The organism is Saccharopolyspora sp. NPDC002686, from assembly GCF_040295745.1.
GTDB lineage: Bacteria > Actinomycetota > Actinomycetes > Mycobacteriales > Pseudonocardiaceae > Saccharopolyspora > Saccharopolyspora oryzae.
On record NZ_JBEOVY010000004.1, the window covers coordinates 1 to 24,036 of the forward strand.

Below are 24,036 nucleotides of genomic sequence, written 5' to 3' on the forward strand. Positions count from 1 at the left end.
GCACGAGCGCTTCGTTGAGCGCTTCCCGGTAGCTGATGCTGCGTGCCATGTGAACCTTCCCGTGTCAGTAGGAGATGTAGACGTCGGTTTCCAGGTCCTCGCGGGTGGGCTTCGGAGCCGCCAGCGCCGCTTCGACGGACTCCTCGATCAGCTGCGCCACCTCCCGGTCGACCTCGTCGAGCTGCTCACCGGCGAGCGCGCCCGAGCTGGTGACGCGGTTGCGGAAGGCCTTGAGGCAGTCCTGCTGTTCCTGGGCGCGGGCCACCTCGTCGCCCCGGTAGGCCTGCTGGTCGCCCTCGAAGTGCCCGTAGTAGCGGGTGAACTTGACCTCGATCAGGGTCGGTCCGCCGCCGTTGCGGGCCCGTTCGATGGCCTCACCGGCGACCTCGTGCACGGCGAAGAAGTCGAAGCCGTCGACGATGACCCCGGGCATGCCGAACCCGGCGGCGCGGTCGGCGATGTTGTCCGCCGCGACCGACCAGGTGGCCGAGGTGGCTTCGGCGTAGCCGTTGTTCTCCGCGACGAAGATCGCCGGCAGGTTCCACACCGAGGCGAGGTTGAGCGCCTCCAGCGTGGTGCCCTGGTTGCTGGCGCCGTCGCCGAAGAACGCCACCCCGACGCCGCCGGTGCCCTGCTGCTTGGCGGCCAGCGCGGTGCCGCAGATCAGCGGCGGGCCGCCGCCGACGATGCCGTTGGCGCCGAGCATGCCCTTGCTGAGGTCGGCGATGTGCATCGAGCCGCCCTTGCCCTGGCAGGACCCGGTCTTGCGGCCGTAGATCTCGGCCATCATCCCGCGGACGTCCACGCCCTTGGCGATGCAGTGCCCGTGGCCGCGGTGGGTGCTGGCGATCGAATCGCGGCCGTCCAGGTGCTGGCACACGCCGGTCGCCGAGGCCTCCTCCCCGGCGTAGAGGTGCACGAAGCCGGGGATGTCGCCCTTGGCGAACTCCTGGTGGACCCGGTCCTCGAACGCGCGGATGGTCCGCATCGTGCGGTACGCGGCGAGCAGACCGGCCTCGTCCAGGGCCCCGGCCGGCTTCGCTGACACGGTCTCGGTCATCGGTGGCTTCCTCCGTCGCTCGGTGGAACGCGCCACGAATCAACCCCGGTGGCGCCCTCGGGGACAGTGGGGGAGCCGCTGCGGAGCAGCCCGCGCCGCGCAGCCGTGTCGAGCACGGCCTGGACGTCGAGCACGCGCGGTCCTCGGTTCGTCAGCCGCACGGTCACCTCATCGCCCGGCCCGAACTCGCACTCGCGCTCGCCGTCGAGGGCGACCGTGCCCGCGGGGACGTGGCTGGCGACCGGCTCGCCCAGCGGGAGGTGCTGCACGGCGGAGACGTCGAGGGCGGTGAGCTTGCCCGGGGTGATCGGCGCCAGCACGCGGTACTGCGGTGCGGATCCGGTGGCGAAGTGCACGGCCACCCCGTGCGGCTGGTCGCGGGTCGTGGGGAGCAGCTGCCCGGCGATGCTGGACAGGCCGATCGCGTGCGGCTCGGCGAAGGCGCAGTACAGCTCGCGCAAGGTCTCGGGCTTCCACAGCGCCCGCGCACCCACCTGCGCGGTCGCCGACACGCACACGTCGACCAGCGCGAGCTCGGTGGCCGTGCCGCACTGCACTTCCAGCACTTTCGCCTGCTGCGTCGCGCTGCGCACGTCGACGTCGCCGCGCGCGACCAGCGCGGCCGCCACACCGGCCACCGTCGCTTCCCACATCTGGGGGAAGGCGTTGTTGGTCCCGGTGCTCAGCGGCAGCAGCGGTGTGCCACCCACCTCGCTCGCGGCGGCCCGGACCGTGCCGTCGCCGCCCAGCACGACGATCACCCCGGCACCGTCGGCGCGCATGCGGCGAACCAGCTGCTTGGTGTCCTCGGCGGTGCCGGTCAGGGGGTCGAGCTCGCAGAAGGTCAGCTCGGGCCAGTGGTCGGTCTGGGCGGAGTGCTGCTGGGAACCTCGCAGCACGCTTGCCGCCACCCCGAAATCGTCGGTGGAGACCAGCACCCGGCCGAGCCCCAGCGCGCCGGCGGCGGCGACCATGCGGAGCACCATGTTGGCCTTCTCGGCGTTCGGGAACACCGACGCCTGCGCCACCACGCGCCGGATGTCTCGACCCGAGAGGGGGTTGACGATCACCCCGATCGCCGCGTCCCGGCTGCTCGCCGTGACCGGTCGCCAGGGGTGGTGACCGTTGTTCGAGCCGCTCTGCGCCACGCCGCCTCCCCGCTACCCGCCGGTAGCCGCGATGTGTAACCGGGGTCACATCGCGGACCTCTCCAGCAGACGCTCCGGGGCCTCTCGCGGCAAGGGTTGCAGGGGGTTGCAGCCCGGACGGGCGGTGCTCAGCGCGGGCCGAGGAGGTCCCAGCGGTTGCCGGCGACGTCCAGGAACACCGCTACTCGGCCGTAGGGCTCGGTGCGGGGTTCGGTGACGAACTCGACGCCGGCCGCCGACATCCTGGCGAAGGCTTCGTCGAAGTCCTCGACCTGCAGGAAGAAGCCCACCCGGCCGGCGACCTGGTTCCCGACGGCGGCGGACTGGTGGTCGCCGTCGGCCCGGGCGAGCAGGAGCCCCGTGCCGGCGCCGGGTGGGCGGACCACGACCCAGCGCTTCGGGCGTCCGTCGTTGGTGAGCGACGGGGAGTCTTCGGCGAGTTCGAAGCCCAGGGAGTGGACGAAGAAGTCGATGGCTTCGTCGTAGTCGGCCACGATGATCGTGACGAGGTCGATCCGCATCCAGCCGATCTTAGGCCGGGCATCGGGGCGGTCTCCTGCTCGCGGCGTCGCACGGGCCGCCGGTATCAGCGAAGTCCAGTGTGGACTGCTCGGGAGTCGTCGTGGTGGGCGCGGTTGTGAACGGTCGACAAGGCGGATCGGGGAGTTCGTCGATGCTGGATATAGGAATGCGCCACCGGCGCCCCTAGTGTTCGGCGTCACATGAAGTCTTCGCGTCTCAGAGGTGACACGTGAGCGTCGGATACCTGCCGTGGAATCTGCCCGAATCAGCCATGGGCCGACCGTGCTTGAGGGATGGCCGCAACGACCTCACCTACGCGGAGGTCGTGCAGCGGGCTGCGGCGTTCGCCGAGGAGCTCGCCGAGCGCGGTGTCGGCCCGGGCGACGTCCTCGCCGTCATGCTGCCGAACCGGGTCGAGCTGCTCATCGGGCTGCTCGCGGCCTGGCGCCTCGGCGCCGCCGCGACGCCCATCAACCCGTCCTTCACCGAGAGCGAAGCCGGGTACCAGCTGCGCGACTCCGGCGCTCGTCTCGTGCTCAACAGCGGGCCGGCCGCGCCGAGCGCCGGGCTCTCCGTGGTCCACGTCGACGAGATGCGTTGCGAGCCAAGGGGAATCCCGCCGCAGCGGGAGGTTCAACCGGACGAACTGGCATTGCTGGTGTACACCAGCGGGTCCACCGGTCGCCCCAAGGGGGTGATGCTCGACCACGCCAACCTCGATGCGATGGCGTCGACGATGGCCGGGCACTTCGGGGCCACCGATGCCGACCACTGCCTGCTGGTCCTGCCGCTGTTCCACGTCAACGCGATCTGCGTCAGCTTCCTGACGATGATGCTGCGCGGCGGGCAGCTCACCGTGCTGGAGCGGTTCGACCCGAGGTCCTTCCTCGCCGCCGTCGAGCAGCACCGGCCGACCTACTTCTCCGCCGTGCCGACGATCTACGCGCGCCTGGCCGAACTCCCCGACGAGCTCTCCGCGGACACCTCGTCGGTCCGGTTCGCCGTGTGCGGTGCGGCTCCGGTGTCGCGGGAACTGCTCGAACGCTGCGAGGCGCGGTTCGGATTCCCGCTCGTCGAGGGGTTGTCGACTGTTCGCGATTTTGTGTGAATCAGTGTGTTTCTGTTAGGTTTTGTGTGTGATGTTCAACCCCGGAGAGGTCGAGGACGGCATGGTGCGCGCGGCCGAGCCCGGGGTGTTGCGGTGACAGTCACGATTCAGGCGTATCGGTTCGCGCTGGACCCCAACCCTTCCCAGGAAGCAGCGTTGCGATCGCATTGCGGTGCGCAGCGTTTCGCCTACAACTGGGGCCTGAACCGGATCAGGGCCAATCTGGAACAGCGTCGGGCGGAGAAGTCCTACGGTATCCCGTCCGAGAAGCTGACTCCGTTGGTGAATTGGTCTGCTTATTCGCTGCGGAAAGACTGGAACACCGTGAAGGCCGAGATTGCGCCGTGGTGGCCGGAAAACTCCAAGGAAGCCTACGCCTCAGGGTTGGCGAATCTGGCGACCGCACTGGCCAACTGGGATGCCTCGAGGAACAACAAGAGAAAAGGCCGCCCGCTGGGGTTCCCACGTTGCAAGGGCAAGCGCAGTGTGTTGTCGTGCCGGTTCACCACCGGGAGCTTCGGCCTGGTCGACCGTGACCGTCGGCATGTGAAACTGCCCCGCATCGGCACGGTGCGCACTCTCGAATCCACCCGGAAGCTGGCGCGGCATGTGGATCGTGGCACTGCCCGGATCCGGTCAGCGACCGTCTCTTTCCGATCCGGTCGGTGGTTCGTGTCGTTTTCGGTGGAGATCCAGCGCGCGGACCCTCCATCCGCGCGCCCGGACTCGAGTGTCGGCGTGGACCTTGGAGTGAAATCTCTTGCGGTGTTGTCCACCGGTGAGGTGATCGCGAACCCCAAACACCTGGAAGCTGCGCAGCGTGAGCTCTGCCGGCTGCAACGCCAAGCCGCGCGTCGAATCGGTCCGGACAAACGAACCAAGCAGAAGCCGTCATCGCGGTGGTGCAAGACCCAGGCTCGGATCACGCGTCTGCACACCCAGATCGCCAACGCGCGCCGCGACGGGTTGCACAAGCTCTCTACCCGCCTGGTGAGGGAGCATGGTGCGATCGTGATCGAGGACCTCAACGTCGCCGGGATGATGCGAAACCGGCGGCTGGCGCGCGATGTGGCGGGGGTCGGCATGGCCGAGTTGCGTCGTCAGGTCGAGTACAAAGCCGCCTGGTCCGGCGTGAAGGTGCACATCGCGGACCGTTGGTTTCCGAGTTCTAAGACGTGTTCGGGTTGTGGTGTGGTGAAAGCCAAACTGCGCCTGTCCGAACGCACCTACCACTGCCACGCGTGCGGCCTGGTCCTGGATCGAGATCTCAACGCCGCACGCAACCTCGCTGCCCTTGTTGAGCGCGAGGCCTCCTCCCCGAGTTGCGGGGCGAGGCTAAACGAACCCGATGGAAACCCACCCAAGACGGCCCCATGGGACGCTGCGGGTATTGCCACGGGAAGACCCGGACCTTCTGGTGCGGGCCAACGTCAGCACGGCAACGCGCTGGCTCGGTGAACGTTTTCACACGCTTTCCGAACGGTACGGGCTCACCGAAGGCACGGAACTTCCCGCACGACCTGCGTCCGTCGAAGCTGGCGACCTTCATGGCGCACGTCGGCGGCACGCTGGTCGAGATCGCGACACCGCTGGTGCTGCTGCTGTCCACCAACCGCTGGCTGACTTCGGCCGGTGTGGTGCTGATGGTGCTGTTCCACCTGTTCATCACCTCGACGTTTCCCGCTGGCGGTACCGCTGGAGTGGAACGTCCTGTTCGCCTACGCCGCCGTCTTCCTGTTCCTCGGCTTCCCGGCCGGGGCCGGTTACGGGCTCGGTGACATGTCCTCGCCGTGGCTGACCGCGGGCATCGTCGCCGGGCTGGTGCTCTTCCCCGTCCTGGGCAACCTGCGGCCGGACCTGGTGTCGTTCCTGCCGTCGATGCGCCAGTACGCGGGGAACTGGGCTTCGGCGCTGTGGGCCTTCGCGCCCGGTGCGGAGGAGAAGCTCAACTCGATCGCGCACCGCCCCACCGCGAACCAGCTCGACCAGTTGCTGGCCATGGGGTACCCGGCGCCCGCTGCGGAGATCACGATGCAGCAGACGATCGCCTGGCGCTCGATGCACAGCCAGGGGCGCGGGTTGTTCTCGGTGCTGCTGGACAGCTTGCCCGACCTCGACCAGCGGACCGTGCGGGGGGCCGAGTTCGTCTGCAACTCGCTGATCGGGTTCAACTTCGGCGACGGGCACCTGCACGACGAGAGCCTGATCCGGGCGGTGCAGAGCCGGGTCGGGTTCGCGCCGGGGGAGCTGGTCGTGGTGTGGGTCGAATCCCAGCCCATCCACTCCGGGATCCAGCGCTACCAGGTGATCGACGCCGCGCTCGGCGTGGTCGAACGCGGCAGCTGGAAGGTCGCCGACGCGGTCGCCGAGCAGCCGTGGCTGCCCAACGGCCCGATCCCGCGCGACGTCAGCTGGAGGCGCGCGGGCGGACTACTGTCGGTGCGCGAGAGCGGTGCAGCGGATCCGGCGATGGGGAGCTCGGCATGAGTGCGGCGGTCGTGGTGGGCAGCGGCCCGAACGGACTCGCCGCCGCAGTCGCCCTCGCCGAGGCGGGTGTGCAGGTCACCGTGCTGGAGGCGGCCGACGAGATCGGCGGCGGCACCCGGACCGCCGAGGCGATCCTCCCGGGTCTGCTGCACGACCAGTGCTCGGCGACCCATCCGATGGCCGTCGGGTCGAGCTTCCTGCAACGCCTCGACCTGGGCCGGTACGGCCTGGAGTGGCGGTTTCCCGAGATCGACTGCGTGCACCCGCTCGACGACGGCACGGCCGGGGTGCTGCACCGCTCCGTCGCCAGGACGGCCGCCGGTCTCGGTGCGGACGACAGCCGCTGGTCGAGGCTGTTCGCCGGGCCGGCCGCTGACTACGACGTGCTGTCCGAGGACATCCTCGGGCCGCTGCTGCGGATTCCGCGCCATCCGCTCCGGCTCGCCCGCTTCGGCATCCCCGCGCTCCTGCCGGCGTCGGTGCTGACGGAGATCTTCCGCGGGGAGCAGGCGAAGGCGCTGTTCGGCGGAGTGGCCGCGCATGCCTTCCAGCCCCTGGACCGCCCGCTGAGCACCAGCATCGGGCTGGGCATCCTGACCGCGGGGCACCGGCACGGCTGGGCGGTGGCGGCCGGCGGTTCCAGGTCGATCACCGACGCGCTGGCCGCGTTGCTGCTCGACCTGGGCGGCAAGATCGAAACCGGGGTCCGGGTGCGCTCCGGTTCCGACCTGCCGAACAGCGACGTGACGATGTTCGACCTCGCCCCGACCGCGGTGGCCGAGATCCTGGGCGACCGGTTGCCGAACCGGATCGCCCGGGCCTACCGCCGGTTCCGCTACGGGCCGGGTGCGTTCAAAGTGGACTTCGCCGTCGAAGGCGGGGTGCCGTGGACCTCCGAGCCGGCGCGACGGGCGGGCACCGTCCACCTCGGCGGCACGTTCGCCGAGATCGCCGCCACCGAGCGGGAGATCCACGCGGGCCGGATGCCGGAGCGGCCGTTCGCGCTCGTCGGGCAGCAGTACCTGGCCGACCCGCAGCGCTCGGTCGGCGACGTGCACCCGGTGTGGACCTACGCGCACGTGCCGAACGGCTACACCGGCGACGCGACCGAAGCGATCATCGCGCAGATCGAGCGCTTCGCCCCCGGGTTCCGGGAGCGGATCATCGGCACCGCGGTGCGCACCACCACCGGATTCGCCGAGCACAACCCGAACTACGTGGGCGGCAACATCCTCACCGGGGCGAAGGACTTCCGGCAGCTCGTGTTCGGCCCCCGCCCGACGTTCAACCCGTACGACGTCGGATTGCCCGGGCACTTCATCTGCTCCGCGGCCACCCCACCCGGTCCCGGAGCGCACGGCATGTGCGGCGCGCACGCCGCGGCCCGCGCCCTGAAGTACCTGCGTGGCGGCCACCGCACCTGACGACGCGCCGCAATTTCCATTGAAATCGGACCCGCGATTTCAATGGAAATTGCGGCACGGGAGGTTGAGGTGGTCGTCAGACGGCGGTCGTGGGGCGCAGGACTCGCGGGCCGAGGAAGTGGCAGACCTGCAGGGCGAGGGCCACGTCGAGCCGGTCGTGGGTGGACGGGCTTGCTCCGTCGGCGAAGACCTTGCCGAGCCTGTATTTGACGGTGTTGCGGTGCAGCAGCAGTTCCTCCGCCGTCCGGCCGTAGTTCTCGCCGTTGAGCAGGAACACGCGCAGCGTCTCGCGCAGCACGGCGGCGTTCTCGTCGTCGCAGGCCAATCGGCCCAGCACCTCCGAGCCCCAGAGCCGAGTGGACTCGATGTCCTTGGCGAGCAGGGAAACGATCGCCACCCCCGGGTCGCCGAAGCTGACCGCAGCGGATGTCCGGCCGGCCGAAGCGAGGGCCACAGCTCTGGCCGCTTGGGCCTGTTCGTGCGAGCGCTTGAAGCCGGCCGTTCCCGAAGCGGGCAAGCCCAACGCGATCCGGCAGCCGGGTTCGTCCTCGGCAGCTCGCCGCACCTCGTCCACGTCGACGGCGCGCTGCCGGCGTCCCATCGGGATCCAGCCCCAGGCGGTGCTCCGGTCCACCGCGGTGATGATCGGCGGGCTGCCCGCGCCCCACCGCGCCGCGAGCGAGCGCAGGAACTCCTCCAGCGCGCGGAGGTCGCCCGCACCCTCCTCGGGGCGGGTGCTCCAGACGACCGCGGCCAGGTGGAACTGGCCCAGCCGGTAGCCGGTTTCGGCCTCGAAGGTCGACGCTTCGACCGGCTGCTGCGCGAGGATCTTGTGGACGAGCGAGGACTGCACGTTGCCGCGGGCGTTGTTCCAGCGCTCCCGCTCCTCGGAGTACGCGTCGATGACGTAGAGCGAGATCCAGTCGATGTACTGGTAGACCACCTGCGAGATGTGGCGCAGCACCTCGAACTTCACCTCGGCGGCGCAGTCGAGGCCCTGGACCTCCTCGAAGACGCGCTGGATGAAGTAGTCCTGCCCCATGTGGTAGGCCCGCACCAGCGAGTTGCCCGGGATGTCGCGCTGCGCCAGCCGCAGCGCGTACTCGACGGCTGCGGTCGTCGGCTGCAGGTGGTCGATCGGGATGTGGTTGGTCAGGACGTGGACGATCGTCTTGGTGTTGGCGTCCACGCTGGCGTGCAGCAGCTCCACCAGGTGCTGGTCGACGTCCAACCGGTCGATCTCGCGAGCGAGCCGGTCGCTCATGTCCCTGGCGATCCGCGGTTGCCGCGCGTTCAACCGCCGTGCGGTCTCGGAGACGAGCGCCAGGATGTCCCCGTCCGATCCGGATGCGACTGGTGCCCTGGACAACGCCGTCACCTCTTCGCCCGATCCCGCGGCAGCAGTTGTCCAACGGTAGTGCACCGCTGGCCCGGGTCTCCACGTCCGGCGCTGACGAAGCTCGGAGGACCAGTTGTGCACGATCGACAACGCCGTCGACCGCCGGGCGGGGCTGTGCCCGGCCGGCGGTCGACGGCGGTCAGGATCGTTCGGCGACCTGCGCGGTGGGCCGTTCGTCACCGGCCAGCTTGGCGCCCTTGGTCTCCGGCAGGAGCCAGAACGTGATCAGCGTCAGCACACCGAGGAAGATCGCGTAGGCGTTGAACAGGCCTGACAACCCCTGCTCCGACAGGTAGGTCTGGATGTACGGCGCGGTTCCGCCGAACAGCCCGACCGTCAGCGCGTAGGGCACGGCCAGGCCGAGCGCCCGGATCCCGGTGGGGAACAGCTCCGCGGTGATCGCCGGTCCGATCGCGTTGAGCACGCCGTTGAGCACCACGCCGATGGACATCGCGACGAACAGCTGCCAGACCTCGCCCTGGATCATCAGGTTCAACGGGTAGAACAGGACGAGGAACACCGGCCAGACGATCAGCAGCAGCCGGCGGCGCCCGATCTTGTCCGAGAGCCAACCCCAGAACGGCATCGCCGCGACGTAGAGCGCCGTGGCGCCGGCACCGGCCAGCATCGCGCCCGTCGGGTCGGTGCCGCGCTGGGAGATCGCGAAGGTGGGGGCGTTGATGGCCCACACGTAGTAGACGATCGTGCCGCCGAGGTTGATGCCCACCACCTGCAGCATCGGCTTGATGTTGGCCCGCAGCTGCTGCAGCGTCGAACGCTTCGGGGCGGCCTGCTCCTCGCTCGGGGTGTTGGCGGTGAAGATCTCGGTCTCGGTGAACTTCCGGCGCAGCACCAGCGCGTACAACCCGAGGAAACCGCCGAGCGCGAACGGGATGCGCCAACCGAACTCGCCCATCTGCTCCGGCGTCAGCACCGCGGAGAGCACGCCGGCGAGTCCCAGCGCGAACAACGTCCCGATCCCGCCGGACACGTAGATCACGCTGGACCACAGCCCGCGCCGCTGCGGGGGTGCGACCTCCGCGAGGTAGGTCTGCACCGACGGCAGTTCACCGCCGTGCGCCAGGCCCTGCGCCAGCCGCGCCAGCACCAGCAGCGTCGGTGCGAGCAGCCCCACCTGGTGCGCCGTCGGGCACAGCGCGATGAGGAAGCACGACCCGGCCGACATCCCGATGCTCAGCGTCAGGACGGGTTTGCGGCCCACCCGGTCGGCCATCCAGCCGAAGAACATCCCGCCGATCGGCCGTGCCACGAAGCCGATGGCGAAGACCGCGAGCGTGCTCAGCAGGTTCGACGCCGCACTGCCACCGGTGAAGAACTGGGAGGCGAAGAACACCGAGTACGTCGCGTAAACGCCCCAGTCGTACCACTCGATGGCGTTGCCCAGGCCGAGTCCGACCAGGACCTTGCGCCGCGAGAGCGGGAACGTGCTCATGCGCCCAGCCTTTCCGCTGCGAGACCGGCCAGGAGCGCGGACGCCCGGCCGACCATCGAACCGTCGAAACGAGCCATCGGCGAGTGGTTCGCCGCGGCGTTTTCGGGGACCGCTCCCGGGGCGTGCGCGCCCAGGAACAGCAGTGCGCCGGGGACGTCCTGCAGCACCCGGGAGAAGTCCTCCGAGCCCTGCGTCGGGTGCTCCTCGGCGCGGTAGTGCTCCGCGCCGAACAGCTCGCGGACGACACCACCGGCGAACTCGGCCTCCGCGGCGTCGTTGACGGTGGCCGGATAGCCCGCGACCAGGTCGACGTCCACGCGGACGCCGTGCGCCGCCGCGATTCCCTCCAAGCACCGGGTGAACACCGCCCGCAGCCGCGGTTCGGCACCGGGGTCGACGGTGCGGACGGTCGCTTCGAAGCGCGCGGTGTCCGGGATGATGTTGGCGGCGGTGCCCGCGCGCAGCATCCCGACCGTGACGATCACCGGAGAGGACGCGTTGAACGAGCGGGTCACCGCGGTCTGCAGGGCGCCGACCATCTCCGCGGCCGCGACGACCGGGTCCGCAGCCTCGTGCGGTGTCGCGCCGTGCCCACCGGTGCCGCGCACCACGACCTCCAACGTGTAGGAGGCGAACAACGTGACTCCGGCGCGGCCGGACACCAGTCCAGCGGGGAGCCGGTGGGGCACGACGTGCAGCGCGTAGGCGTGGTCGGGGCGACGCCCGGAGGCATCGAGAACGCCCTCGTCGAGCATGACCCGCGCGCCGTCGTAGCCCTCCTCGCCGGGCTGGAACATGAACACGACATCGCCGGCCAGCCGGTCGCGGTGCGCGCTGAGCAGCTGCGCCGCGCCGACCAGGCCGGCCGTGTGCAGATCGTGCCCGCAGGCGTGCATCGCGCCGTTGGTGGCGGCGAAGTCCTCCCCGGACCGCTCCTCGATCGGCAGCGCGTCCATGTCCCCGCGCAGCAGTACGGTGGGCCGCGCGCTCGCTGCGGCATCCGATCCGGTCCCGCGCAGCACCGCGGTCACCGACGTCGTGCTGCTGCCGGTGCTGATCTCCAGCGGCAGCCCGCGCAGCTCTTCGAGCACGCGCTCCTGGGTGCGCGGCAGCTGCAGCCCGACCTCGGGAACCCGGTGCAGGTCCTCGCGCAGCCGCACCAGATCCGGCTGCAGCGACCGGGCGTCGTCCAACAGGTCCAACGTCGTGCACCTTCCTCATCTCGTCCTTGAGCTGGGTAGAGTCTGCGCACGCAAGCCGGGGAGGCGGAGATTCCGCTGGATTCGCTCACCCGATGTCGAGCACGGGGGAGAAGCGTGCACGAGGACTTCTCGGAGGACGATCTGGCGCTCATCCACGCCCTGCAGCTGCGGCCTCGAGCTCCGTGGGCCGCGCTAGCGCCGGCGCTGGGATCCTCGCCGACGGTGCTGGCGCAGCGCTGGGCACGGCTGCGGGCTGCCGGGCTGGCCTGGATCACCGCGTACCCCCTGCACGGCGAGCTCGCGGGCGGGGCCATGGTCGCCCTGGTCGAGATGAACTGCGCCCCGGGCTCGGTGGAGGCGGTGGCGCGCAAGCTGGAGCGGATGCCGCGGGTGCACAACATCGAGTACGCCGCGCAGGGCCGGGACCTGCTGGTGACGGTGTCGGCCGCGTCGTTCGAGAAGCTGTCCGCGCTGCTGCTCGACGAACTCCCGGCGCTGCCCGGCGTGGCCTCGCTGCACTCGCACATCGGCGCCAAGATGCACATCGAAGGCAGCCAGTGGCAGCTGGACGCCCTGGACCGGGCGCAGCGCGAGGAGGTCCTGCGCACCGGGCGCACCGAGCAGGACCGGTCCAGCGAGCGGATCTACCTCCGGCCCGACATCTACGGGCCGCTGGTGGCCGAACTCGCCCACGACGGCCGGGCCACCGCCGCGGAGCTGGCCGAGAAGGTCGGCCGCCCCACCTCAACGGTCCGCCGCCAGTTGGCGGCGCTGCTGCACTCGCGGACGCTGCGGATGCGGTGCGAGGTCGCGCAGCTGCACACCAGGTGGCCGATGGCGGTGATCTGGTGGTGCCGGCTGCCCAGCAGCGCGCTGGCGGAGACCATCTCGCGGCTGCGGGAGGACTCCCGGGTGCGGTTGTGCATGTCGGTGACCGGGTCGGCGAACCTCGTGATCAACGCTTGGACCGCGGACATGACGGACCTGCTGGCCATGCAGGCGCACCTCGAACGCCTGATGCCGACGGGGCAGGTCCTGAACAGCTCGGTCATCCTGCGCACCCGCAAGCGGGTGGGCTGGCTGATGCACCCGGACGGCCGGTGCACCGGCGAAGTCATCCCGCTGCCCGGCGACCTGCGGGCCGGCTCGGCGTGACGCGGGGTGGCGGCTCCGGACGAACCGCCACCCCGGGGGTCAGGCGAGGTTCGCGCCGGGCTTGCCGTCGTCGATCACGAAGCGGGCCCGGTCGCGGATGGGCGAGCCGGGCGTCTCCACGTAGTCGAGGACCCGGTAGTCGGCCGTCCACGACGAGGGCGTGATCGTGTTGCGGACGTAGCCGCGGTGCCGGTTGATGAACTTGATGTGCGGGTTCTCCTGCAGCTGGACCGCGTCGCCGGGGTTCTGCTCGACGCCGTTGCCGTTGGAGGTGATGGAGGTGCCGACCAGTTCGGTGGCCACCGTCGCCGAGGCGGGGTCGTCGAAGTCGGCCTTGACGTCGCAGACGTAGTTGGCGTGCACGTCACCGGTGATCACCACCGGGTTGGAGGCCTGCGCCATGCGGTCGCGCACCAGGTTGCGCTCGGCGACGTAGTTGTCCCAGGCGTCATCGCTGAAGGAGTCGTCGTCGCCCGAGGTGAAGTCGCGCTGCGAGAAGAACACCTGCTGCGCCAGGACGTTCCAGCGCGCCGTCCGGCCGCCGAGGTTGCGCAGCAGCCAGTCCCGCTGCTCGGCGCCCAGGATGGTGCGCTCGGGGTCCAGCCGCTTGTCCTGGTCCTGGAAGTCGCGGTACTGGCGGGTGTCGAGCAGGTGGAAGTCCACCAGGTCGCCGAAGGTGAGCCGCCGGTACAGGCGCATGTTCGCGCCCTGGACGTGCTGGGTCTCGCGCAGCGGCATGTTCTCGTAGTAGGCCTGGAACGCGTCGGTGCGGCGCTTGCGGAAGACCGCCGGGTCCTGGTCGGGTTCGCTGTCGGGCTGGGACCGGTCGCCCGCCCAGTTGTTCTCCACCTCGTGGTCGTCGAAGACCACGACCCACGGGAACGCGGCGTGCGCGGCCTGCAGGTCCGGGTCGGTCTTGTACTGGGCGTGCCGGATGCGGTAGTCGGCGAGGTCGAAGGTCTCGCGCGCGGGCGCGTGCGGGCGGCCGATGGTGCCCGCCGCACCGCCTTCGTAGATGTAGTCGCCGAGGAAGGCCACCAGGTCGAGGTCCTCCTGGGCCATGTGCGAGTAGGCGCTGAAGTGGCCGACCGGGAAGTTCTGGCAGCTGGCGAAGGCGAAGGAGAACCGGTCGAGCTGCGCGCCGGAGCGCGGCGCGGTCCTGGTGCGGCCGACCGGGCTGAGCTCGTTGCCGACCCGGAAGCGGTAGTAGTACTCGGTGGCCGGCTGGAGGTTGGACGGCTCGACGTGCACGGAGTGCGCGGATTCCGGCCGGGCCTGCGTGGCGCCCTCGGCCACGACCTTGCGGAAGCCCTCGTCCTCGGCGATCTGCCACTGCACCGGCACGATCTGGTCGGGCATCCCGCCGAGCCCGTCCTCGGCGAGCGGATCCGTGGCCAGCCGGGTCCACAGCACGACGCCGGTCGGCAGTGGATCCCCGGACGCCACGCCCAGCGTGAACGGCGAGCGGATCACCCGCCCCGCGCCGGGCAGGGCGCTCGCGGTGGAGCCGAGACCGGTGCTGGTCAGCGCTGCGGCGCCGAGTGCTGCCGTGCCGGCTAACAGGACCTGGCGGCGGGACGGGGTCGAACCGGAATTCGCTGTCATGCTTCCCCTTGTGAGCCGTGCGCGGAGGTACCGCGCGGAATCGGTGGAGGCCGGTGCACGGTAGATCCACCAGATGGCCGCCGGGCGAACCGGTGTTGACCCTTCGATGTACGCGGGCGTGATCGTCGCGCGCATCACCCTCCAATGTGTACGGAGTGTGTTCGCGGAATGGACGCTGCGTGCATTCAGTTCCCATTCCGCCTGCATTTCCGCTCGGGTGATTTTCCTCCGCGCTTTTGCCGAGTGCCGCGTGATGAACTCGTTACGCTGCGGGGAATCGTCGTCGATGTCGGGTACGGCTACCTACGTTGGTTGGTGGTGCGCTCGCGAAAACCGTTCTACCAGGCACGATTCGACTCCGATACCGCTGGTTGCGCGCATCGGGGATGGTCGGGACGGTGGGGGTGCCCGCGTATGATCAAGAGCGTGCGCGGTGCGGAAGGGGAATTCTGGATGCAAGACACCGAGGGCTCGAATGCGCGCCCGTTCCAGGTGGACCTCGGTGGAGTCGTCGATCTGCTGGGCCGGCACATTTACTCCGGTGCGCACGTCTACTTGCGCGAGTTGCTGCAGAACGGGCGCGATGCGATCGCCGCTCGCGCGAAGGTCTCCGGGCAGCAGGCGCGGGGAAGCATCGAGATCTTCCCGGTGGGCACGATCCCGGATTCACCGGAGGAGTTCGTCTTCCGGGACTCCGGGCAGGGTTTGAGCGCGGCCGAAGCCGGTGAGCTGCTCGCGACGGTGGGCCGCAGCTCCAAGCGCGACGACGTGCTGAACCTCCGCGACGAGGACTACCTGGGCCAGTTCGGCATCGGTCTGCTGAGCTGCTTCATGGTGTCCGACCGGATCGTGGTCCGCAGCCGATCGGTGCACGGGCACCCGCCGGTGGAGTGGGCCGGCGCGGCCGATGGAACCTTCTCGATCCGGGAGCTGCCGGAGGACGAGGCCGCCGGACTGGCGATCGGCACCGAGGTGCGGCTGTCCCCGCGGCCGGACGACGCGGCCCTGCTCGCACCGGAGAAGGTGCTGCGGCTGGCCCGACGGTTCGGCCGCTACCTGCCGGTGGAGGTGCGGGTCCGGCGCACCGACGACGCCTGGGACACCGCCAACGAACTGGCGCTGTTCCTGCCGCAGGAGCGGCCGGCGGACGAGCGCTCGGCGGCTGCGGCGCTGGAGGAGTTCGGCGAAGAGCTGATCCAGCACCGTCCACTTGAGACGATCGAGCTGTCCGTCCCGGCCACCGGCACGCAAGGCGTCGCCTACGTGCTGCCGTACGCACCGCCGCCCGGTGCGCGGCGCAGCGGTGAGCTCTACCTCGGCCGGATGCTGCTGGGCGAGGACCTCTCCGAGCTGCTGCCGGAGTGGGCCCACTTCGTGCGCTGCGTCATCAACACCGAGGGCCTGCACCCGACGGCGTCCCGGGAGCAGCTGGTCGCCGACGAGGCGCTGGAGTACACCCGGGAGGAGATCGGCAAGGCGCTGCGGCGCTGGATCGTGCAGCAGGCCACCACCCGGCCGGCCCGGTTCGAACGGTTCGTCGCCGTCCACGACCTGGGCCTGAAGTCGATGGCCGTGCACGACGACGACCTGGCGGCGGCGGTGCTGCCGTGGCTGACCGTGGAGACCTCGGTCGGCCGGATGACCGTGCACGACTACTTGGAGCAGTCCCGGCACGTCCGCTACGTCGAGACCGTCGACGAGTTCCGGCAGATCGCGGCGGTGGTCCCGACCGAGCACCCGGTGATCAACGGCGGCTACACCTACGAGTCGGACCTGCTGCGGCGCCTGCCGCTGCTGGTCGAGGACGTCACGGTGGAGCAGGTGCAGGTCGGCTCGATCCTGGACGAGCTCGCCCCGCCGCCGATGGACGACCGGAGCAGCACCAGCGCGCTGGAGCGCCGGGCGTCCGCGGTGCTCGCCGAGCTCGGCTGCGAAGCGGTGGTCCGATCGTTCCGGCCCGGTGATGTGAGCGCTCTCCACGTCGCTGACGCCGCGGCCATCCGCCGGATCGAGCGCACCGAGGTGCGCGATTCGGCACCCGGCGTGTGGGCGGACGTGCTGGGCGGGGTGGACGCGATCACCGCGGGCAAGCCCGGGCTCGCCTCCCGCGGCACCACCGCGCGGCTGTGCTTGAACTGGCAGAACACGATGATCCGTCAGTTGTCCAACGTGGACGATCAGGTCGTCTTCGACCGCAGCGTCCGGCTGGTCTACGTCCAGGCCCTGCTGGCCGGGCACCGGCCGCTGTCGAAGACCGACCGGACCGTGCTGACCACCGCGATGAGCGACCTCATCCAGCTCAGCGTCGGCGTCACGGGCTGAACCGGCCGTTCGCGCGCAGCACCACGGGTTTTCGGGAAAAACGGGGGGATGAAGGTGTCCGAAGGGACGTCCGAGGTCGAGCGGCTGCTCGACGAGAGCGAGATGATGGCCTACGGGCCGGAGGAATCGGCGATGGTCGCCGACGCCGTCCGGCTCGCGCAGGAGGCCGGTGCCGAAGAGCTGCTCTACCGGGCGCGGATGCGCCAGGTCTCCAGCGCGGCGCTGACCGGCGACAGCGACACGATGTTCACCGCGTTCTCCTGGTGCTTGGGCAAGCACGACTCGGATCCGGCGCGGTTCCCGAGCCGGATCGACGACCTCGACCTGCTCTGGTACTACAAGTGGATGGCCGAGGCGGTCGCGTTGAACCCGGCCTTCCCGCAGAGCCAGGTCGACCAGGTCCTCGACGACATGGAGCACCGCTACCGCGCCGCCGGTGTCGGGCTTTCCGGTGTGTGGCAGGCGAAGACCGCCAATGCCACCGCTGCAGGCCGCTTCGAGGAGGCAGCCGAGTTCCGGGCTGCGCGCGAGGAGCTGCCGCGCGATGACTACAGCCACTGCGAGGCCTGCGTCCGCAGCGACGACGCCGACTTCTTCCGCCGGTCCGGCGACGAGGCGAAGGCGCTGGAGCTCTTCGACGAGATCATCGAGAACCGGGTGCGGTGCGGCTCGGAACCGGAACGCGCCCAGGGCAAAGCGCTGTTGCCGCTGCTGCGCGCGGGCCGTGCCGACGAGGCGAAGTGGCACCACTTCCGCAGCTACCGCGCGGCGACCTCGAACGCCGACGGGTTCGGCATCGTGGCCGACCACCTGATCTTCCTCGCCGTCACCGGCAACACCGAACGCGGGCTGTCCTTGCTGGAACGGCACATCGGCGAACTGCCGAAGGACCCGCTGGACGTGTACAAGCGCTTCTGCGCCTTGGTGTCCTACGGCGTGCTGCTCGACGCGGTGGTCCGCAGCGGTCACGGTGACGTCGAGGTTCGGGGCAGCGAAATGCCCGACGTGGCAGCCGTTTTCGGTGTCGAGCCCGAGCCGCGAACCGCGGCCGAGCTGGCGGCGGATTCCTGGCGGGTCGCGGAGGAGATCGCAGCGGCGTTCGACGCGCGCAACGGCAACGGGTACTTCGCCTCCGAAGTCGAGCGCGCTCGCGCGCTGGAGGACGAGCATTACGACCTGCCGATCGAGACCCAGGCGTTCGTGCCCACCGAGCTGGCCGAACCCGCCGCGCCGACGACCCCGGCGGACTACCTCGACCTGGCGCAGGAAGCGGTCGTGGTCAAGGACGACCACGACGCGGCGATGGCGCTGCTCGACAAGATGGGTGAGCCGTCGCAGCCCGAGCTGAAGCCCCGGTTCCACAGCAGCGTCCTGGCGGTCTGCAGGGCCCGGGAGGACCGGGACGGCGCGCTGGCGGCCATCGAGGCCCGGATCGACGCGTTGCGCGCCTTGGGCGAGGACCAGCAGGCCGACGCCGAGGAGGAACTCGGCCTGGCGCTGTACGCGCCGTTCAACACCGGCGACGAGGACGAGCTGCGCGCTGCGCTGCAGCGGGACCTCGATCCGGACACCAAGGTGAAGGTCCTGACCGCGCTGGCCGCGCTGCCGAGCTCCGGTGACGAGCCGGACGGCGCGATCGAGCTGGCACGGGAAGCCGTCGGCGTCGCCGAATCCGCCGGGCTGGAGCAGCTGGGCAACACGCGCTTGCTGCTGGCCCTGACCATGCTGCGGATGGGCGACCAGGAAGACGCCGCGGAAGCCCTGGACGCCGTGCTGGCCTCCGACGCGGAGCGGTGCTGGCGGATCAAGGCGCTCGACGTGCGCGCCCGGTTGGCTGGCGGCATGGGCGATTTCGAGGTCGGGATCCGCGCCGCCGACGAGCTGCTGGACCTGCACACCGCGATCGGCCACCGCGCCGGTGCTTCCGACGCGGCGATGCTGGCCGCGCACCTGCTCGACGACCTCGGGCAGTCGGAGGAGGCGGTGCACCGCGCGCAGGTCGCGGTGCGGCACGCGGAACTCGGCGACACCGGCGACCTCAACACCAACCGGTACTGGCTGGGCCGGTTCCACCTCCAGGCGGGCGAGCCCGACCTGGCGATGGAGGCCTTGGACGCGGCGGCCGCTGGCTTCGCCGGTGTCGAAGGCGGCGGAGCGTCGGCGCTGGAGGCTCGGTACTGGCTCGGTGCGGCTGCTCGTCGGGCCCAGGAGCTGGGCACCGCGTACCGCGTGCTGTCCGAGGTGGCGCGCGTCGCGGAGGAGTCGGGTGACGAAGCGCTGGTCGAGCTGGCGTTCCGCGCCCACTTGGGGCTGGGCGAGCTCCTGGTGTCCGTGGAGGACGCCGACGCGGTGCAGAGCCTCGAATCCGCCCTCCGGCTCGCTCGCGGCCAGGAGCAGCCCGAGCTGCTCGCCCGGGCGCTGCACCAGCTGGGCCAGGGCAAGATCAAGTTCGGTGACGAGTCGGGTCTGGCGGATCTCGACGCCGCCGTCGAGATCGGCCGGGATGCGGGGCAGGATTGGTTCGTCGCCGACGTGATCGACACGAAGGCGCACGCGCTGGCCTCGATGGAGCGCGTCGAAGAAGCGGTCTCGAACGCCTTGACCGCAGCTGACGCGTACGCCGAGTCCGGTGACGACGGTTCCGCTGCGATGTCGGAGCTGCTGGCCGCCCGCGTGCTCGACGGCGCCGGTCGCTCCGACGAGGCGGTCGGCCTCTACCGGGCGTCGCTGCAACGACTTCCGCTGGGCATCCCGGCCCACACCGGTGTCTCGCTGGAACTCGGCGAGATCCTGGAGAAGCTCGGCCGCACGACCGAAGCCGAAGAGGTCCGGGCCGCGATCGCCGACTGATCGACGACCGACCAGGGGCGCCTCTCGCACCACGAGAGGCGCCCCGAGTCCTAAGTGGACCTGCAATGCCGGCCGGGTTCTCCTGTTCGGCGCGGAATTCGCGGTCCGCGTTTCGAGAAGCCGTTGACTTTCCCGTTTTCATCTTCCTAGGATTCCTCGATCCCGGTTCGCGAGGAAGTGGTGACGTGGCCTTCGGGTGCCGAAAAACCGCAGTTCCGGGGCGTTCTCGGAGAACTTTGTTTCTGTTCTCGCAGATATTTTCCGACGCCTTGCTTCTTTTTCGTCGGATCCCTTTTCTGGAGGAAGAATGCGGAAGTCCACGGCGATCGCAGCAGCGGTCGCGACGTTCTCGCTGGGGGTGGGTCCGGTTGCGGCTGCGGCACCGCCACCACCCGATCCCGTCGGGCTCGACGTGCTGTTCATCGGGGCCCACCCCGATGACGAGGCCAGCACCCTGTCGACGCTGGGGCAGTGGAGCGAACAGCACCACCTCAAGGCCGGCGTCATCACGACCACCAGGGGCGAAGGCGGCGGCAACGCGGTCGGACTGGAAGAAGGCCCGCCGCTGGGGCTGATCCGCGAGGGCGAGGAACGGCGTGCGGTCGGCAAGGCCGGTGTCGAGCACGTCTACAACCTGGACAAGCTCGACTTCTTCTACACGGTCAGCGCCCCGCTGACCGCGCAGGTCTGGGACCGGGAAGAAACCCTGTCGCGGGTGGTGCGCATCGTCCGGGCGACCAAGCCCAAGGTGATCGTGACGATGAACCCGTCGCCGACGCCCGGCAACCACGGCAACCACCAGCAGGCGGCCCGGCTCGCCGTCGAGGCCTACCTGAAGGCCGGTGACCCGTCGGTGTTCCCGGAGCAGGTCTCGCAGGAAGGCCTCGAACCCTGGAACCCCGGACGGCTGTTCCGGTCGGGCGGGCAGGGCGCTGCCGACACCGGTCCGGATTGCGAAGCTGCCGGCTATCGCCCGGCCGAACCCACCGACCGCGTCCTCGGCGTGTGGGCCGGGCGCACGTCCCCGGCCAACGACGGCAAGACCTGGGCGACCGTGGAGCGCGAAGCGGAATGGGAGTACCGGACGCAGGGTTGGGCCAGCAACCCGCCCGCGCCGGCAGATCCTGCGAAGATCGCCTGCGATTGGTTCACCGAGATCGACAGCCGAGCCCCCTACGGCCCGGACGCGACCGGGGCTACCGCGCCGCTGGACGGTGCTGCGCTGCCCGGCTCCGGCGGTCTGCCGGTGGGCACCGAGCTCGCGATCGACACCGAGCGCTTCGACGTCGTTCCGGGCGCCGGGTTCGAGGTGTCCGTTCAGGTGGGGGCGGCAGATCGGGCGCTGCAGCAGAGCAAGGTGCAGCTGACCGCGCCGACGGGTTGGCAGGTCGCGGGTTCCGGCGACCTCGGCACGGTCACCCCGGGCGGGAACAAGACCGCGCAGTTCACCGTGACGCCCTCTGCCGATGCCGCGCCGAACACGCGGTTCCGGCTGGAAGCACGACTCGACACCGCCGACGGTGCGAGTGGCATCTCCTCGCGCGTGGTGCGGGTCGTCCCCGAAGTGCGGGGCACGATCGAACCGCTGCCGCAGGTCGGCCAGTTCCGCGACTGGGCCGCCGAGGTCGGCGCGCCCCAGCTGGACAGCCTGATCAAACCGGTGCTCACGCTGGGCAGCGGCAGGACCCGCCCGGTGCGGGTGGATCTGGTCAACCGCGGGACGGCACCGGAAAGCGGTGTGGTTCGGCTGAACCTGCCCGCAGGCTTCAGCGCCGACGCACCCGAGAAGCCCTACGCGGATCTCGCACCCGGTGCGACCGGTGCGGTGACCTTCGAGGTCACCAACACCGACCCGACCCTGCCGACGTCCAACCGGGCGCCCGACGAGGGTGATTACCCGGTCGGCATCGAGACCACCTCGTCCAAGGGGACCGGGACCGAGTCCGCGGCGCTGGAACTGGTGCCGGTGACGGTGGTGGAGAAGGCGCAGACGGCCCCGGTGGTGGACGGCGTCGAGGAAGAAGGCGAGTACACCGGCCCCGAACTGGACCTCTCCTCGTTGTGGGAGGGCGAGCCGACCGGGCGGGACGACATCTCCGGCACCGCGAAGGTGAACTTCACCGACGACGCGCTGCACGTGGTGGTGCACGTGACCGACGACGTGCTCGGGACCGTCCTCGCCCCGGAGGACTGCAAGCGGCACCGCCGCACGGACTCGGTGGAGATCACCATCGACCCGAAGGGCACGTCGGAGAACACGGCCACCGCGTTCAAGACCGGGATCTTCCCGATCACCGACGACCCGGCGGCGGGCAACCCGCCGTGCTTCGAGCGCGACGCCGACAACCACCAGGGGCCGGGCGCGGAGACGGCGCCGGGCATGGAGGTCGCGTCGAAGGTCTCCGAGCCGTACCGCGGCTACACGCTCGAGGCGAAGATCCCGTTCGACGTGCTGCCGGACGCGGTCGACCCGGCGCGCATGGGGCTCAACGTGCTGATCTACGACTCCGACACCCAGGACAGGACCAGCCAGACCCGGGTCGGCTGGTCGACCTGGAACGGCGTGCGCGGCGACCCCTACCGCTGGGGCCTGGCCGAGCTGCCGGGCCTGCTCCCGGGAACCACCGGGCCGAAGGAGCCGGTGCTGCCGGATCTCGCGGCCGAGAGCGTGGATTCACCGCTGAGCATCCTGCAGTCCAGCGCCGACGGGGTGCCGCTGTCGGGCGGGCGCGGGCTCGCCGCTGACGCGGTGCAGATCCGCTCGGTGAAGCGGGTCGACGCGGAGACCGCCGAGGTTCGGTTGGCTGCGGAGGTGCCCGGTTCGGTCCGGTTGTTCGGTTGGGACGGCGAGCAGGTGACCGGCCGCGGGACCAGCGAGCTCACCGCTGGTGAGTCGGTCGTGCGACTGCCGATCGGTGCCGCTGATCGCGTGCTGCTGTCCTACGAGTCGGGTGGTGCGACGCTCGCGCGGACCGCGCAGGTCGACGGCTGACGGGAACGTCGAGCGGCCTGGCGGCTTCGGCGGTCGGGCCGCTCGACTGCGCTCTGGCCCTGGTGGCGGGATCGATCGTGATCTAGACTTTCATTCCGGTAGAAAGAAAGTCGAGGCATCCGTGACCAGAACGACCACCGCGGACAGGCGGAGCGAGGCGGGCAAGGCTCCGCGGGGGCGGCGGGACGGTCGCGCGGCGGTGCTCCGGCAGCTCCGCGAACGCCCGATGTCGCGAACCGATCTGGCCGAGCTGACCGGTATCAGCCAACCCGTGATCACCCGGCTCGTGCGCGATCTGCTGGCCGACGAGGTGGTGGCGGAGATCGGGGCGGCCGGTTCGTCCGGCGGCCGTCGCCCGGTGCTGCTCGCGATCCGGTCGCGCAGCAGGTGGGTGCTGCTGGCGCGGTTGGCCCGCGGCCGGGCCGAGCTCGCGCTGGCCGACCTCACCGGCACCGTCGTGACCCACCGCCGCGCGGACTACCAGGGCGACCGGATGGAGCTGGACTGGCTCGTCGCGGAGCTGGCCGAGCTGTGCCGGATCAACGGGCTGGACACCGCGGACGTGTGCGGCGTGGCGGTCGCGGTGCCGGGTGTCGTGACGCCCCGCACGGGCGTGGTCGGCACCGCGCCCGACCTCGGTTGGACCGCCCCGGAACCGCTGGGTGAAGTCCTCGCGAACCGGTTCGGCGACTGCGTGCTGGTGGACAACGACGTGAATCTGATGCTGACCGGAGAACGGGTGCACGGTGCGGCGCGAGGCGCTGACGACGTCGTCCTGCTCTACATAGGACGGTTCATCGGCGCGAGCATCATGCTGGGTGGGCGGGTGTTGCCGGGGGCGCACGGCGCCAGCGGCGAGATCGGCCTGCTGCCCCTGCGCGATTCGGATCCCGGTTCCACGGTGGAGCAGCGCTACGGCCTGAGCGGCCTGGCCGACGAGATCGGTGCCGCCGAGCCGGTGCGGGAGCTGGCCGAGCGCGGCCGGCTGGACGAGGTGGTCTCGGCGTGGGGGCACCTGGTCGTGGCGTTGTCGCTGGCAGTGGACCCCGCGTTGGTGCTGGTCGGCGGGGCGGCGACCGAACTGGGCGAGTCCGGGCTGGTGCGCATCCGCTCCGAGCTGGGCCAGCGGGTGCCGGTCTGCCCGGACGTCCGGTTCGCGGAGCTGGGGGACCGGGCGGTCACCCAGGGGGCGCTCGAACGGATCCGCGACCTCGTGATCGATTCCGGAGCGATCCGGCCCTGATGACCAGCCGCTCGTGTCGCGCCTGGGCAGCTCGGCTGGTCGTCCGATGTGGATGGATGTGCCGCG

The 24,036-nt window shown here is 70.4% G+C and carries 17 protein-coding genes; 10 read left to right on the top strand and 7 right to left on the bottom strand.

Going from position 1 to position 24,036, the window contains the following annotated elements; all coding sequences use genetic code 11:
- Positions 1-64 precede the first annotated feature (64 nt).
- The 3 genes from ABTZ89_RS01080 to ABTZ89_RS01090 all read right to left on the bottom strand — a co-directional run bounded on the left by ABTZ89_RS01080 (position 65) and on the right by ABTZ89_RS01090 (position 2,729).
- Positions 65-1,060, bottom strand: a complete 996-nt coding sequence (locus tag ABTZ89_RS01080) for a thiamine pyrophosphate-dependent dehydrogenase E1 component subunit alpha (protein ID WP_270949203.1) — start codon at positions 1,058-1,060, stop codon at positions 65-67.
- Positions 1,057-2,208: an ATP-NAD kinase family protein gene (locus ABTZ89_RS01085; protein ID WP_351038718.1), complete on the bottom strand. Its 1,152-nt coding sequence runs from the start codon at positions 2,206-2,208 to the stop codon at positions 1,057-1,059. The genes ABTZ89_RS01080 and ABTZ89_RS01085 overlap by 4 nt, the downstream gene beginning before the upstream one ends.
- Positions 2,209-2,336: 128 nt before the next feature.
- Positions 2,337-2,729: a VOC family protein gene (locus ABTZ89_RS01090; protein WP_270949205.1), complete on the bottom strand. Its 393-nt coding sequence runs from the start codon at positions 2,727-2,729 to the stop codon at positions 2,337-2,339.
- Between the two features lie 230 nt (positions 2,730-2,959).
- On the opposite strand from ABTZ89_RS01090, the gene ABTZ89_RS01095 reads away from it, so the two are divergent.
- The 5 genes from ABTZ89_RS01095 (at position 2,960) to ABTZ89_RS01115 (ending at position 7,749) form a co-directional block, all read left to right on the top strand.
- Positions 2,960-3,838 (top strand): class I adenylate-forming enzyme family protein, encoded by an 879-nt coding sequence (locus ABTZ89_RS01095; protein ID WP_351038721.1) that lies wholly within the window; start codon positions 2,960-2,962, stop codon positions 3,836-3,838.
- A gap of 93 nt (positions 3,839-3,931) precedes the next feature.
- Positions 3,932-5,296 carry an IS607 family element RNA-guided endonuclease TnpB gene (gene tnpB / locus ABTZ89_RS01100; protein WP_351038723.1) on the top strand — a complete coding sequence of 455 codons (1,365 nt, stop codon included), beginning with the start codon at positions 3,932-3,934 and terminating at the stop codon, positions 5,294-5,296.
- A gap of 89 nt (positions 5,297-5,385) precedes the next feature.
- The gene (locus tag ABTZ89_RS01105; protein WP_351038725.1) at positions 5,386-5,616 is read left to right on the top strand and encodes a DUF3556 domain-containing protein; all 231 of its coding nucleotides are present in this window, start codon (positions 5,386-5,388) and stop codon (positions 5,614-5,616) included.
- Positions 5,573-6,325 carry a DUF3556 domain-containing protein gene (locus tag ABTZ89_RS01110; protein WP_351038794.1) on the top strand — a complete coding sequence of 251 codons (753 nt, stop codon included), beginning with the start codon at positions 5,573-5,575 and terminating at the stop codon, positions 6,323-6,325. Before ABTZ89_RS01105 ends, ABTZ89_RS01110 begins: the two co-directional genes overlap by 44 nt.
- The gene (locus ABTZ89_RS01115; protein ID WP_351038727.1) at positions 6,322-7,749 is read left to right on the top strand and encodes a phytoene desaturase family protein; all 1,428 of its coding nucleotides are present in this window, start codon (positions 6,322-6,324) and stop codon (positions 7,747-7,749) included. Before ABTZ89_RS01110 ends, ABTZ89_RS01115 begins: the two co-directional genes overlap by 4 nt.
- A 76-nt stretch (positions 7,750-7,825) precedes the next feature.
- Here ABTZ89_RS01115 and ABTZ89_RS01120 read toward each other — a convergent pair whose 3' ends face one another.
- The 3 genes from ABTZ89_RS01120 to ABTZ89_RS01130 form a co-directional block, all read right to left on the bottom strand.
- A complete protein-coding gene (locus ABTZ89_RS01120; protein ID WP_351038729.1) occupies positions 7,826-9,118 on the bottom strand; it encodes a PucR family transcriptional regulator in 1,293 nt (430 codons plus the stop codon).
- Between the two features lie 169 nt (positions 9,119-9,287).
- Positions 9,288-10,601, bottom strand: coding sequence for an MFS transporter (locus tag ABTZ89_RS01125; RefSeq protein WP_270949210.1), 1,314 nt, complete (start codon positions 10,599-10,601; stop codon positions 9,288-9,290).
- Positions 10,598-11,803 (bottom strand): M20 metallopeptidase family protein, encoded by a 1,206-nt coding sequence (locus tag ABTZ89_RS01130; RefSeq protein WP_351038732.1) that lies wholly within the window; start codon positions 11,801-11,803, stop codon positions 10,598-10,600. Before ABTZ89_RS01130 ends, ABTZ89_RS01125 begins: the two co-directional genes overlap by 4 nt.
- A gap of 114 nt (positions 11,804-11,917) precedes the next feature.
- Between ABTZ89_RS01130 and ABTZ89_RS01135 the strand changes: the two genes are divergently transcribed.
- Positions 11,918-12,958 carry an Lrp/AsnC family transcriptional regulator gene (locus tag ABTZ89_RS01135; protein ID WP_351038734.1) on the top strand — a complete coding sequence of 347 codons (1,041 nt, stop codon included), beginning with the start codon at positions 11,918-11,920 and terminating at the stop codon, positions 12,956-12,958.
- Between the two features lie 39 nt (positions 12,959-12,997).
- Here ABTZ89_RS01135 and ABTZ89_RS01140 read toward each other — a convergent pair whose 3' ends face one another.
- Positions 12,998-14,563: an alkaline phosphatase D family protein gene (locus ABTZ89_RS01140; protein ID WP_351038736.1), complete on the bottom strand. Its 1,566-nt coding sequence runs from the start codon at positions 14,561-14,563 to the stop codon at positions 12,998-13,000.
- A gap of 453 nt (positions 14,564-15,016) precedes the next feature.
- Between ABTZ89_RS01140 and ABTZ89_RS01145 the strand changes: the two genes are divergently transcribed.
- The 4 genes from ABTZ89_RS01145 to ABTZ89_RS01160 all read left to right on the top strand — a co-directional run bounded on the left by ABTZ89_RS01145 (position 15,017) and on the right by ABTZ89_RS01160 (position 23,970).
- Positions 15,017-16,885 carry an HSP90 family protein gene (locus ABTZ89_RS01145; protein ID WP_351038738.1) on the top strand — a complete coding sequence of 623 codons (1,869 nt, stop codon included), beginning with the start codon at positions 15,017-15,019 and terminating at the stop codon, positions 16,883-16,885.
- A 54-nt stretch (positions 16,886-16,939) separates the two neighbouring features.
- The gene (locus ABTZ89_RS01150) at positions 16,940-19,735 is read left to right on the top strand and encodes a hypothetical protein (protein ID WP_351038740.1); all 2,796 of its coding nucleotides are present in this window, start codon (positions 16,940-16,942) and stop codon (positions 19,733-19,735) included.
- A 307-nt stretch (positions 19,736-20,042) separates the two neighbouring features.
- Positions 20,043-22,727, top strand: a complete 2,685-nt coding sequence (locus tag ABTZ89_RS01155) for a sugar-binding protein (RefSeq protein ID WP_351038742.1) — start codon at positions 20,043-20,045, stop codon at positions 22,725-22,727.
- A 121-nt stretch (positions 22,728-22,848) separates the two neighbouring features.
- Positions 22,849-23,970 carry an ROK family transcriptional regulator gene (locus ABTZ89_RS01160; protein WP_351038744.1) on the top strand — a complete coding sequence of 374 codons (1,122 nt, stop codon included), beginning with the start codon at positions 22,849-22,851 and terminating at the stop codon, positions 23,968-23,970.
- The last annotated feature ends 66 nt before the right edge of the window (positions 23,971-24,036 follow it).